The 13,099-nt window shown below is 33.0% G+C and carries 10 protein-coding genes and 2 pseudogenes; 1 reads left to right on the top strand and 11 read right to left on the bottom strand.

Going from position 1 to position 13,099, the window contains the following annotated elements:
* Window positions 1–13: 13 nt before the first annotated feature.
* Window positions 14–1,246 (bottom strand): acetylornithine deacetylase, encoded by a 1,233-nt coding sequence (locus JX000_RS01875; RefSeq protein WP_002450405.1) that lies wholly within the window; start codon window positions 1,244–1,246, stop codon window positions 14–16.
* Window positions 1,247–1,329: 83 nt separating this feature from the next.
* On the bottom strand, window positions 1,330–2,025 hold the full coding sequence (locus JX000_RS01870) for an SDR family oxidoreductase (RefSeq protein WP_002450406.1): 696 nt from the start codon (window positions 2,023–2,025) through the stop codon (window positions 1,330–1,332).
* A gap of 190 nt (window positions 2,026–2,215) precedes the next feature.
* Here JX000_RS01870 and JX000_RS01865 point away from each other — a divergent pair, with 190 nt between their 5' ends.
* Complete coding sequence (locus tag JX000_RS01865; RefSeq protein WP_002450407.1) at window positions 2,216–2,503, top strand: DUF1413 domain-containing protein; 288 nt, start codon at window positions 2,216–2,218, stop codon at window positions 2,501–2,503.
* A 138-nt stretch (window positions 2,504–2,641) separates the two neighbouring features.
* Here JX000_RS01865 and JX000_RS01860 read toward each other — a convergent pair whose 3' ends face one another.
* From JX000_RS01860 to JX000_RS01825, 9 genes and pseudogenes are all read right to left on the bottom strand, one after another.
* Window positions 2,642–2,833 (bottom strand): hypothetical protein, encoded by a 192-nt coding sequence (locus JX000_RS01860; RefSeq protein WP_002450408.1) that lies wholly within the window; start codon window positions 2,831–2,833, stop codon window positions 2,642–2,644.
* Window positions 2,834–3,091: 258 nt separating this feature from the next.
* Window positions 3,092–3,754 (bottom strand): annotated as a pseudogene (locus JX000_RS12290) (dihydrolipoamide acetyltransferase family protein); the annotation flags it as partial.
* Window positions 3,755–3,846: 92 nt separating this feature from the next.
* A pseudogene (locus JX000_RS12285) lies at window positions 3,847–4,366 on the bottom strand (biotin/lipoyl-containing protein); the annotation flags it as partial.
* An 18-nt stretch (window positions 4,367–4,384) separates the two neighbouring features.
* Window positions 4,385–5,425, bottom strand: a complete 1,041-nt coding sequence (locus JX000_RS01850; protein ID WP_206140813.1) for an alpha-ketoacid dehydrogenase subunit beta — start codon at window positions 5,423–5,425, stop codon at window positions 4,385–4,387.
* An 18-nt stretch (window positions 5,426–5,443) separates the two neighbouring features.
* Window positions 5,444–6,397, bottom strand: coding sequence for a thiamine pyrophosphate-dependent dehydrogenase E1 component subunit alpha (locus JX000_RS01845; RefSeq protein WP_124227980.1), 954 nt, complete (start codon window positions 6,395–6,397; stop codon window positions 5,444–5,446).
* Between the two features lie 66 nt (window positions 6,398–6,463).
* Window positions 6,464–7,816: a dihydrolipoyl dehydrogenase gene (gene lpdA, locus JX000_RS01840; RefSeq protein WP_206140812.1), complete on the bottom strand. Its 1,353-nt coding sequence runs from the start codon at window positions 7,814–7,816 to the stop codon at window positions 6,464–6,466.
* Between the two features lie 247 nt (window positions 7,817–8,063).
* Window positions 8,064–10,928, bottom strand: coding sequence for a DEAD/DEAH box helicase (locus JX000_RS01835; RefSeq protein ID WP_124227982.1), 2,865 nt, complete (start codon window positions 10,926–10,928; stop codon window positions 8,064–8,066).
* A gap of 2 nt (window positions 10,929–10,930) precedes the next feature.
* Complete coding sequence (locus JX000_RS01830; protein ID WP_002450416.1) at window positions 10,931–11,323, bottom strand: (deoxy)nucleoside triphosphate pyrophosphohydrolase; 393 nt, start codon at window positions 11,321–11,323, stop codon at window positions 10,931–10,933.
* A gap of 145 nt (window positions 11,324–11,468) precedes the next feature.
* Entirely contained in the window at window positions 11,469–12,959 is a 1,491-nt protein-coding gene (locus JX000_RS01825) for a glycosyltransferase (RefSeq protein WP_206140811.1), read from the bottom strand.
* Window positions 12,960–13,099: the final 140 nt, after the last annotated feature.

The following is a 13,099-nucleotide window of genomic DNA, read 5'->3' as shown; positions in this document are numbered from 1 at the left end:
CCAGCCCTTTTACTTATTTTTCAGGATATTGATACCAATGTTTTAAAAATTGATATAGCACATCGCTATATTTTTTAAGTTCTTCTTTTTGTATTTTTTCATTAACGCTATGCGCCTCTTCTAGGCTGCCCGGTCCATATAAGATGGTTGGAATATCAAAATGGGCAATCCAACCACCATCAGTCACTGTCGTACTCATACCATATTTTAATGGAGTTTGATGTACCGTTTGATGTGCTTGTTGTAATTGATGAAAACCAGGGTGGTCTACAGGCACTGTAAAACTTGGGAATATTTCTCCCTTATCTTCAATCATAGATGTACCGCCCCACTCAAATTCAAGTGGATTGTCCTTTAGCCACACATCAGCTTGTGCCACACGATTTAAATAATCTTCGATCTCTGTTACTACATCTTCGTATGACTCATTTGGTAAATAATGTACTGTAATCCATAATCGACATTCATCAGCAATAAATGCTGGGTGTCTGCCACCTTCAATTACTGCAGGATTAATGGTATTGGCCCCTGCTGGCATATCTGGATAATGCTTCATTACAGCCCAATGCCGTTCGAGTTCATTCAATGCTTGGATGATTTTAGTCATTTTTTCAATGGCACTCGCACCAAATAATCCACCACCTGCGTGAATCGTTTGATGACGGGCACCATCATGTATTGTGTTCTTACTTTTAACTGTAATCCAACCTGTAATGACACCGCCCTGTCCTAGCGCTTGATTTTCACTTGTATCTAATACAAGCGCTAAATCACCTTTAGGTCCTACTTCACAAGCACGTTTAGTACCTGCTTCTCCAACTTCTTCACCAACCACTGACTGAACAATGATGTCACCTTTAGGTCGATGTCCTTCTTGATGCAATCGTTCTAATACATAAAATAATGATGACATCCCACCTTTCATATCACTGACACCTCTACCATATAACCAATCTTGGTGCTCCGTAAGTTGAAATGGTGGATATATCCAGTATTGATCATCTTCTACAGAGGCAACATCGATATGACCGTTTAAGATCAATTTAGGCGCTTGTGCATCTATACCTTTGAGTGTACCAATGACCACACTATCATTCTCATACATTGTTTCACGCTGTATGCTAAAGCCAAGTTGTTTTAACAACTGTACGATATCATCTTGTAATGGATCGGTGTTCCGACCTGGTGGACTTTCCGTTTGATAACTGACTAACCATTCTAATAACTCAAATTGACGTTGATTCAATTTACATCCCGTCCTTCATGTAAAATGATTTTATTAAAACGTTTACAATTTAAGTCTATCATGGTTATGATTTGAATTAAATATTATACAGGTCTTACTGTTACTTCATTAACATTCACATGACTAGGTTGTGTTAATGCATAAATGGCAGCATCAGCAATATTTTGTGCTTCTAGCTTTTTACGACCATTAAAGTCGTAATGCTCTGTTAATGGTGTTTCAACCATACCTGGTGAAATGCTAGTGACTTTGACACCTGTTTTGGCTAATTCTTTTTCTAATCCTTGAGTAATCGTATGCACTGCTGCTTTCGTGGCACTGTAGATCGCACTACCTTTCGTTACTTCAAATCCTGAAATAGATGCGATATTAATAATATGACCACTTGATTGTTCTAATAACTTTGGTAATGCAGCTTGCACTGTATACAATGTTCCTTTAACGTTCACATCAATCATTGAATCCCAATCTTCTACTTTATAGTCTGTGATTTTAGATGATTTCATTTGACCTGCACTATTAACAACGATGTCTAATCCACCAAAACTTGTTTTAGCAGTATCAATTAATGATTCTACCTCACGTTGTTTCGTTACATCTGTAGCTACCACTTTAACTTGATCGCTATCAAATTTTGTAGCAACTGCATTGAGTTTATCTGTATTTCTTCCAGCTAAAACAACTTTAACACCTTGTTCTCCTAGAGTAGTTGCGATTGCTTCACCAATACCGCTTCCTGCACCTGTTACGACTGCGACTTTATCTTTTAATTGATTCATCTTCAAAACTCCTTTTTATTTATCATTATTTTATAATTACCAATGACACTACTAAGTTAAACGTTTGTGAATACAATCTATTTAATAGTAAGTTTCAAACATTTGAAACTCATGATTGTAAAATTCATTTATAAGTTATAAAGTTAATGTGTAACTATCATACATGTTTTGGAATTATAGGGGGCAAATAATGACTTTTCATGATCGTATATTAAAATTAAGAGAACACAATCACCGCACGGCATTTGAATTTCGTTTCGAAGACTTATTTACTAAAGAGGAATGGTTAGAGATGTCTATCGCTGATCAAAAAGCTGCAGAAAAGCAATTCCAACGTGACATTAATCAAATGAGTGATGTCAGAATGCCATTCGCTAGTGTAGATAAAGCAAAAAACAAAATGTTCAATCTTATCTATGCCTATAACGGTATTAAAAAGAACTTTAAAGTCGTAGAAGACCAACAACATTCAAGATAATTCAAAAAAGACCGTACCTCATTTGAGATACGGTCTTTATAAACATTTCCAGAATTATACGGGGGGTATAATAATGATGCCTTCAATTGCTCACCAATGAAGGCAAGTTGTTAATTTACGATTAGGAGTCAAAATGAATTAGTTTGTCACTAATGTTTTTCGTTCTAAGCCATAGTAGTATAGTCTTTCAGCATCGATATAGGGGATTGAATCGATAGTTAAATAGCCATCTTTAATGTCGCCAATAATACCTTGGTTCACACCGGTATTGACATAGATTTCATAGCTACTTACATCAGAGAAAACAAGCTCTTCAATTACTTTTCTCACTTTTATCACTCCAACATGTCTTATTCCTTACAATTCATATACTACACTATTTTTCAGAAAATAAAAGGTGTTTGTGATTGTTTTCACAAAAATATCACTTTTTAAAGATTGTAAAAATAATGTTAACTTTCATATATAGAACTACATGATAATCTGAATTAATATTTTAATTAAGATATTAAAGCGCACATCTACTTAAAATAAAGCAACTTTAAGCTAGATGTGCGATATATTTTATATTGATTCCTTTGGTTTAATCTATAAAATCAACAGATATGGATTTTCGATATATTTGGCTAATACTTTTAGGAATTCTGCTGCGCCTGCACCGTCTAATATTTGATGGTCGAATGTTAAACTTAGTGGAATTCGAGACACTTGTTTAACATTGCCGTTATCCATAACAACCTCTTGTGATAATGCGCCTATACCTAAAATACCTGTTTCACCAACATTTAATATTGGTGTGAAGTATTCAATTTCACTTGCCCCCATATTCGTAATCGTAAACGTAGCCCCTTGTAATTGTACATCATTTGTTCTACCTTCACGCACCGCTTCAGAAGACTGTTTAATTTCATTGGCAAGTGAACCAACACTTTTAGTATTTGCTTGTGTTATAACTGGTACCATTAAGCCATCTTCAAGTGATGTTGCTACACCTAAATGCACGTCATCATATTCCGTTAATGTGCCATTTTCATAACGTGCATTCATAGCACCATAATCTTTAAGAGCTAAGACTACTGCTTTAGCAAGTAATGTTGTGACAGTTAACTTAACATCTTGCCCTGCGTTTTGTAGCTCACCTTTTAATTTATCTTTAAATTCTAATAGGTGATCAGCATCTACTTTACGATGTAACGTCAACTGAGCAGTATTTTGAAGACTTTGTCTCATATTTTGAGCAATATTTTTACGCATTGGGCTTAAACCCTCACCGACATTTCCTACTGCAAAGTTTGCAATTTCGGATGTATCTTGTTGCGGTTCGCTAGACGTATAATCTGCTTGATCATAACCATTTTCAAGTACACGTTGGATATCTAATTTAGTAATCCGTTGATTACCACCTGTACCATTAATACGTGTAATATCTAGGTCTTCTTTGTCAGCCATTTTACGTGCTAATGGAGAAATAAATAGACGTTGTTCTTGAGATGCGTCTTCTTGACTAGGCTGCTGAACCTTGTCTTCTTGATTTGTGTTTCCGTTATCTGCATCACTTTCTTTTGCTTTTTCATTAGTTTCATCTTTAGAATTATTTTCTTTAGATTGTTGCTGCGTTGATTCGCCTTCTTCTCCAATAACACCAAGCACTGCTTTAACTTTTGCTTCTTCTCCTGCTTGTACATTGATTTTTAATAATGTACCTGATGCTGGTGCTTCTACGTCTTGTGTTAACTTTTCAGAACTAATTGTGACAATACTGTCTCCTTCATTGACTGTGTCACCTTCTGATTTAAACCATTCTTCAACAGTTCCTTCTTTCATTGTCATTCCTAATTTCGGCATTATAATATTTTCACTCATGTTTCACACCCCCCATACTTATGATTTAGCTTGTTTTAAATCATCGATTAATTCTGATGCGACATCTAAAACTTTATCTGTATTTGGTATATAAGCTTCCTCTAAGTTAGCTGCAAATGGTACTGGTGTGTCTGGTGCAGTGACCTTTTTAATTGGACCATCTAAATAATCAAATCCTATATCACCAATCACTGATGCCACATCACCAGCTACATTACATTGTGGGTTAGATTCATCGATAACAATGAGTCGTCCTGTTTTCTTAACTGAATCTAATACGGTATCTTTATCCCAAGGTGATACTGAGCGTAAATCAATCACTTCAACAGATACATTGCTTTCAGCTAATTGGTCTGCCGTATCTAAAGCGACAGCTACCATTTTACCTATAGCTACAATGGATAAATCGCTACCTTCTCGAACAACATTGGCTTTACCAATTTCTACCGTATAATGTTCTTCTGGCACCTCGCCTTTTTGACCTAATAGTGTTTTATCTTCAGAGAATATCACTAAATTGTCATCTTCAATCGCAGCATTTAATAATCCTTTAGCATCATACGGATTAGATGGTACAACGACCTTAACACCTGGAATCGCAGCAAACATATTATATAGTGATTGTGAATGTTGTGCCGCTGCACCTGCGCCTGCACCATGTACAGTTCTAACAACTAATGGAATTTTAGCTTTCCCACCAAACATATAGCGCATTTTTGCCCCTTGGTTCAAAATAGGATCCAGACCAAATCCAATAAAGTCATTGAACATTAACTCTGCGATTGGTCGTAAACCAGTAGCTGCCGCACCAACTGCTGTACTTAAGGTAATATGTTCTGCTATCGGTGTGTCAATAACACGATCACGACTATACTTTTTAGCCAAACCTTTGGTTACACCAAATACACCACCAAATGTATCATCATCTTTGATATGTTCCACATTGGCACCACCAGAGACATCTGTACCAATTAAAATGACATTGTCATCCTTTTCCATTGATTGATCGATTGCTTCGTTGATTGCACCCATAAATGTTAACTTACGATTTTCACTCATGATGATATCCTCCTTTGCTTATGCAAATACATCTTTATATAGTGATTCGACATCTGGTAACTCACTTTGTTCTGCGTATGCAACTGAATCTTCAACTGCTTGTTCTGCAGCTTGTTCAATTTCCGTTGCTTCTTCTTCCGTTAACCAACCTTCGTTGATTGCTACTTTTCTAAATTCTTCTGTAGCATTTTTATCTGCATTACGATCATTAGGTGATTTAACCTTTTGTTCATCACCTTCAAAGTGACCATATTTTCGATACGTATCACATTCGATAAGTGTTGGTCCTTCTCCATTTTTAGCTCGTTCAACCGCTTCTTTAGCAGCATTTCTCACTTCAATCACATCCATGCCGTCCACTCTAACACCAGGCATGTTATACGCTTTAGCACGTTCTGCAATGGTTTCAGACGCACTAGCGTAATCATGTGTTGTACCTTCAGCGAATTGGTTATTTTCACAAACAAATATCACTGGTAAATTTAAAATAGATGCAAAGTTTAATCCCTCATGGAAATTCCCTTCATTGGCTGCACCATCACCAAAGAAACATACGGCAACATTTTCTTTTTTCTGATTTCTAATGGATATACCTGCACCCGTCGCAAGGCCAAAGCCACCACTTACAATTCCATTGGCACCTAACATACCTTTATCGATTTCAGCTACGTGCATTGAGCCACCTTTACCATGGCCAAGTCCATCTTTCTTACCCATAATTTCAGCCATCATGCCGTTTAAATCACAACCTTTAGCAATCGCATGACCATGTCCACGGTGTGTACTTGTAATATAATCATCATCTTCTAACAATGACATGACACCCGTAGCAACTGCTTCTTCCCCCACATACAAGTGAACGAATCCTGGAATTTGACCATCACTAAAAATTTTATGCACTTTTTCTTCAAAGTATCGAATTTCATTCATTGTTTTATAAATCCAACGTGCTTGTTCCTTTTCCATAGTCATTTCCTCCCCTTTAACCGATTCAAAACATCACATTTTTGTCACAAAATTCAGAAATTTAAATGTAAATTACATGTGTATAGCTTTTTTAAATAATGCATCTGCACCTTCACCTATTGCTTCTAATAAAGATGGATGAGGTTGGATAATTTGAGATAGTTCATTTATTGTGCCTTCTGAAGATTTGACACCTAAAACTTCACCAATGAGATCTGTCGCATGTGGTCCCACTATAAATGCGCCTAAGATTTCATTATATTGCTTATCAGACACTATTTTAATGAATCCTTGAGGCTCACCTTTGATCATCGCTTTCGCATTACCTTGGAAACTTGATTGAGTAACTACTACATCATAACCTGCATCTTTCGCCTGTTGTTCTGAAAGCCCAACGGATGCCGCTTCAATTCTTGTATAAATACATCTTGTAATTTCATTAGGATTAACAGGTTTTGGATTTAATCCAGCCAACTTTTCGGCTACTACAACGCCTTGAGCACTTGCAGTATGCGCTAATTGATAACCTTTGACTAAGTCTCCAATAGCATAAATATGGTTATTACTTGTCTGATTAAATGCATTCACTTGAATGAACGAACCATCCATTTCGATATTGAGCGCGTTTACGACTTGTGTATTTGGCTTTCTACCTGTCGCAATTAATAATTGATTGAATTCAACTGTGTCACCGGTTTCAAGTTGAATAGTATAAGGTGTTACTTGCTTAATTTGTGCTTGTGTAATGATATGAACACCTTGTTCTTCCAGATGTGCTTTCAAATATTCACGTACTTCTTCAATTTCAGTCAATAAGATATCATCAGCTACTTCAATGATTGTCACGTCTACGCCTAAATCAGCCATAGATGATGCTAATTCAGTAGCAATTACACCACCACCAATAACGGCTAAACGTTTCGGTAATGACTGTAGATTAAAGAAGGTATCAGTTGTTAGATAATCTACATCTTCGATACCTTTAATAGGTGGAACAAATGGTTGACTACCTGTTGCTAATATGATGTCTCTCGCCTTCAGTGATTGTTGATTCACTTCAATTGTTAGTCCATCTTTAACCACAGCTTCTCCTTGAATCAGTTCAACGTTATTCTTCTCAAGCAATTGTGTTACACCATTTGTTAACGTGTGAACAATGTTGTTCTTATGTTCAAATAAACGTGGATAATCAATATTCAAATGACCCGTTGTGATACCTAAATCATTAGCAGCATGGATTTGATGTACTTGAGACCCAAACTCAAGTAACGTTTTAGAAGGAATACACCCCACATTCAAACACGTTCCCCCAACATGTTGCTTTTCAATGATTGCGACTGATTTACCAAGTTGTGCCGCTCTAATTGCAGCCACATAACCACCAGGTCCCGCACCAATCACTACAAGATCATAGTTACTTGCCATATCACATCCCCCTTCCATATCATATTCATAAAAGCCATTTAATAATGAAAAGAAAACCCAAAAGAAACAAGAAAATAAAAAGCGAAGTAATTATTATAAATTGTGTAAGCGTTTTCTTATTCCTTTAATTACATATTACAACTAAAAAGATATTTGAGCAAATGAGAATAATAAAATAAATATTATTTAGGAAAACAAAAAAAGTAAGATGAACATTGCGTTCATCTTACTCGAAATAAAAAAACTATTAATCCTCAGTTATATATCTAAAAATATCATCTCTAACTGCTTGATGCATAGAAATTTTCATGGTTACCACGGAATTACCATTTGGCATTATATCTTCTTCTTCTGTACCTTTAATATAATTTGCTGTACCTAAATAATAGAAATACTTGCCATCATCATCTTTTTTCTTAACAAAAATATACATCGTTACATTATCTTCCGCATGTTTCAGTATATTTTGTACTTCAGGAGAGGTAATCTTTCTTGGAGAACGCGTATACCATTTCAATTCATCCTGACTCAAAAATTCATCTTCATATTTTGTATTATCACTTATATCTTCGTGTTTGTCATAAGTTATAAATATAGGTAAAGTTTGATGTTTCATTTTATATCCATTAATTGTTGCTGACTCATCACTATCCCAATTTAATAATTTTACGAAATCTTCTCTAGAATATTTGTTGTAAATAATCATTTTATTTCCACTATCTTGATATCGCATATTATTGTATTTAGATAGATCGATCAAATCTAAAAAGTAATTCTCAAATAATGGTTTCTTTAAGGCGCTAGAAAAATCACTTGTTAGCTCCACGTTTTTATCATTAATAGTTATAAGTGGGCTTCCATAAATATCTCCAATTGTTGCTTTAAATAATGTAAAATCTAAGACTTTTAATGATGTCATCACATCTTTTTCAGTTATATCATCATTTTGATATCTCATACTTTCAATTAAATTATCAATTGAAGTTTCGCCTTCGACTAAAGTTTCTAATACATCAATATCCACCTTTTTTAATCCTGGTGTTAACTGTCTAGATAAAAATGTTAAGTTCTTAAATTCATTAATACTTAACGTATCTTCAATATATTTATTTTTAGTTAAAAATTCATGATAATTTTTGCATTTAGAAAAAATAACACTAGGGTCCACTGAATTTTGTCTTATGAAATCCATTAACATAGGTTGTTTTCCTATTCTTTTCTTAACCGTTTCATATGCTTCCCTTAATAATTTTGGTTGATTAAGTTTAACAGCATCTAATGAATCATAAATTCGTTTTTTAGCTATTTCTTCAAAGTTAATAGTAGAAACGCCATTCAGTTCACTATTAGTTGTTAAGAATCTTTTATAATTGTCCTTATTTTGAGATTGATCACCTGATAAAGCAACTGGTATTAAGTAATTAGTTTTATAGTTTCCTATAAAATCAATTACTGTCACATAGTCCTTATTATCACTCTTTCTTAACCCTCTACCTAGTTGTTGAATAAAAATGATGCTTGATTCTGTAGGTCGTAACATTACAACTTGATTCACTTCCGGTATATCAATACCTTCATTAAATAGGTCGACCGTTATAATATAATTGATTTCCCCATTTTTCAAGCGGTCAATTGTCGTACTTCGCACATTGATATTATCTTTACCAGTCAATCCAACAGAAGGGATTCCACAATTGGTTAGTTTTTCTGCTAACTCATATGCTTCATCTCTCCGACTAACAAAAATCAGACCCTTTAATTCTTCTCCAGAATAACCATAGTAATCTGTTTTTTCTAAAATGTTCTTTAATCTTTCATCAGATGTTAAGTTCTTTAAATCAGTAACATCCTCATTTATTTCTCCGTTAAGTGAATAATCCGTAACACCAAAATAATGGAAGGGACATAAAATTTCACTTTCTAAGGCCTCTTGTAATCTAATTTCAAAAGCCACATTATAATCAAATAATTCAAATATATTTAGATCATCTGTTCTTTCTGGAGTTGCTGTCATACCTAACATAAACTTAGGTGTGAAGTAATTAAATACTTTCTGATAACTAGCTGCAGCTGATCTATGTGCCTCATCAAAAACAATATAATCAAAATGATCCTTTGCAAATTCTTTAAAATTCTCATTATTAGATAATGTTTGAATAGTAGCAAATAAATACCTCGCATTGATATCTTTATGTTTTCCAGTTAAAAGTCCAAATTCTTTTTCATCAATATGAGGCATTACTTTTCTAAATTCTTCTTTAGCTCTGTTTAAAATACCTTCATTATGTACTATAAACAAGAACCTATTTGGATTAAATGACCTAACATCTAAGGCACATAATATTGTTTTACCAGTTCCTGTAGCCGAAATAATTAAGCTTTTTTCTCTCCCTTCGTTTCTAAGAGCCTCTAAACATTTTAATGCTTCTTTTTGCATTTTATTAGGCTGAATATCTATAGCATTATTAAATTTTTCTGTAGATTTCAATTGTTCTTTTTGTATTTCAAATACTTTCTTTATTGACTTATACTCAAAAGTTTCTTGATATTCTTCAACCCAACTCGATGTCAGCGGTATACTTTTATCCCACAGATCATTAAATTGTGATTTCACATTATGAACTAATTCACCATTTCTATGCGTTGATAACAGAATATTGTGCTCATAGTTAATTTTCAATGCATTGGAAGTTAAATTTGAACTACCAATGATCATCGAAGAATAATTGTCATGATCAAAGATATAACCTTTAGCGTGAAATCCTTCTACATCTGTCAATCTTACCTCAACATTTTCTAATTTAAGTAGCTCATAATACATTTTAGGACTATTAAATCCTAAATAATTTGAAGTAAGTATTCTTCCTTTTACTCCTTTTTGGTTTAAATCATATAAATAAGATTTTAAACTAGCTAATCCACTTTCAGTAATAAAAGCCACTGATATACTAAAAGATGAACACTTTTGCAATTCTTGTACAACAGTTGATAAAACATTTTCTTTTTTATTATTAATTAATAGCTTAGGCGTAAAATTACCCTGATGTGATACATCTTTATCAATAAATCCTTTATATAGCGATTGTGTAAAATCTTCGATTAGCCTATTCATAGCTATTCTCCTTCTATTAATAATTTAACTGCTGGAACATCTGCTGGAGCCCATTCTATTGAATCAAGTTGATTAATTGGTAACCACTTTATCTCTTTATGTTCTGTTAAAGTAGGTAATTGTTGATTTAAATGACATTTAAAAGTTGTTAAATTAACAATACCAAAATCATATTCATGTTCTGTAGTTGTCAGTTTTTCTTTAACTGAGATATCACATTTCATTTCTTCTTTAATTTCTCTAATTAATGCTGCTTCTTCTGATTCTCCTTTTTCAATTTTCCCACCAGGAAATTCCCATAATAGCGGGAGACTCATATTTTCACTTCTTTGTGCACATAAAATTTTGTTATCTGAATATATTACTGCGCCAACTACATTTATTACTTTTTTCATAACTATCACCTTTTAAATTTGTTTATATATATTCATTCTATCAAATAAATTGAATATAGTAATTTATCTAATGAAAATTTAAGATCAATACTATATTTAATCATAAAAAACTGGACAGAATGTCTTATCTGTCCAGTTTATTTTGCTATTTTACTTTATCAAATAATTTTTGGAAGTTGCCTGCAGCATTTTCTTGTTTAAGTTCTGCTTTTGTCGCAACATTTTGTAATGGTGTTTTTACTATTTTATCCATGTATTCTGCAAATTGTTGGATATTATCTGGTTCAACTAAATAGCCATTAACACCATGTTCAATGATTTCACTTGGGCCATATCGTACATCATATGAAATGACCGGACAACCTACTTCAATACTTTCCATTACAGTTAATCCGAAACCTTCATATTTACTAGTTAATAATGAAGCTCTAGATTTCCTAAATTCATCTAATGGATTATTAGTATAGTCGTAAATCTTAACTTTGTCTTCTAAGCCATATTCATCTATTAAATCTAACATCAGTTGTTTTTGATTTGCTTCGTCAGGGCCAAATACAGTTAAATTTGTTTCATGACCAATTGTTAAAAATTGTTGATATGCTTTAATTAAATGATCCACTTGCTTTTGAGTGCCTAATCTACCAATAAATACAAATCGGTCTAATTTTTCAACGTTGCCATTTTCTGGATAAGGCTCAATAAAGTGAGGAATAACAGAAATTTTACTATCATCAATATTAAATAAGCTTTGAATGTCATTCTTTTGTTTCTGAGTAAGCAATAAATATTGCGCTACTTTATTAGAATTCTCTAATGCTGTTTTATATGAACCTTTGATTTTGTCACCATCTAAATGACTATTATGGAAAACAAGGACATTTTTAGTTTGGTGACTCTGATTTAACATAGGTTTGTCTAATACTCTAGCATCGTTAAAAACGATATCCCCATCATTAAAACGATGTTCAAAATAATATTCAAACAATTCTTTTTCAGATTTAAATGCACATAAGAATTTATCGTCTTTAAATACTTGTATAAAATCGATGCGTTTATCTACACTTGAATCAAAAAATTTCTTGCAGTAGATATGTCCCTCAGTATCATAGTATTCTTCTAAAATTTTGAAGAATGTTTTTGATGAAAAGTATACTTTTCTATGAAGTTGACCGTAAGTGTTATATTCTCTACGTTCAATTCTTTTTTTCGACGCTGGTGTCATCACATCTTCAAATTGTAGCATATTTGTGCCTTCATAATATTTTCTATAAAGGACATATGTTTCCCCATCATAATAACGAATTACATTACCGTTATTAAATTCCTTCTTTTCTAAACCTTCGATTTCTTTATTCATTTCCTTATAAACTGGCTTTTTCTTAAATTTAGTCATTGGGATAGACAATAATTTAAATCCAGACAACCAATCATATAAATTTTCAAATTCAGTATTTTTCGTTACAACGTCATCTTGTAAAAATTTTTCATAAACTTCATTATAATTTGCGTTATAGTTGGTAGTGTATATTTTATTAACTATATTCATCTCTTCATCTAAAAACTTAATACGCTTTAATAATGCCTTGGTTCTCCCACCGTGTACTGGTGGTAGTGTGCTCGTAATTGTATATATCATAAATAATCCCCACTTTTATTAGTTAAGCTAATTATATGAAACAATCTAAAAAATGTATATCAATTTAGTAAATCAAAATTATTTATTTACCATTTTATTACTAATAACTATTAATTTTATTTATTTAATCGTCTAAAATT

Source organism: Staphylococcus sp. SB1-57 (assembly GCF_017086425.1).
In the GTDB taxonomy this organism is placed as follows: domain Bacteria; phylum Bacillota; class Bacilli; order Staphylococcales; family Staphylococcaceae; genus Staphylococcus; species Staphylococcus warneri_A.
The sequence above is the reverse complement of the archived record's forward strand: the minus strand, read 5'-3'. Positions and strand labels throughout refer to the sequence as shown.

What these genes read in the sequence shown, in the direction of transcription:
- lpdA (WP_206140812.1), bottom strand. Translation starts at nt 7,816, where the DNA reads ATGGCAAGTAACTATGATCTTGTAGTGATTGGTGCGGGACCTGGTGGT.
- JX000_RS01835 (WP_124227982.1), bottom strand. Translation starts at nt 10,928, where the DNA reads ATGAATAGGCTAATCGAAGATTTTACACAATCGCTATATAAAGGATTT.
- JX000_RS01865 (WP_002450407.1), top strand. Translation starts at nt 2,216, where the DNA reads ATGACTTTTCATGATCGTATATTAAAATTAAGAGAACACAATCACCGC.
- JX000_RS01825 (WP_206140811.1), bottom strand. Translation starts at nt 12,959, where the DNA reads ATGATATATACAATTACGAGCACACTACCACCAGTACACGGTGGGAGA.
- JX000_RS01850 (WP_206140813.1), bottom strand. Translation starts at nt 5,425, where the DNA reads ATGAGTGAAAATCGTAAGTTAACATTTATGGGTGCAATCAACGAAGCA.
- JX000_RS01845 (WP_124227980.1), bottom strand. Translation starts at nt 6,397, where the DNA reads ATGACTATGGAAAAGGAACAAGCACGTTGGATTTATAAAACAATGAAT.
- JX000_RS01870 (WP_002450406.1), bottom strand. Translation starts at nt 2,025, where the DNA reads ATGAATCAATTAAAAGATAAAGTCGCAGTCGTAACAGGTGCAGGAAGC.
- JX000_RS01830 (WP_002450416.1), bottom strand. Translation starts at nt 11,323, where the DNA reads ATGAAAAAAGTAATAAATGTAGTTGGCGCAGTAATATATTCAGATAAC.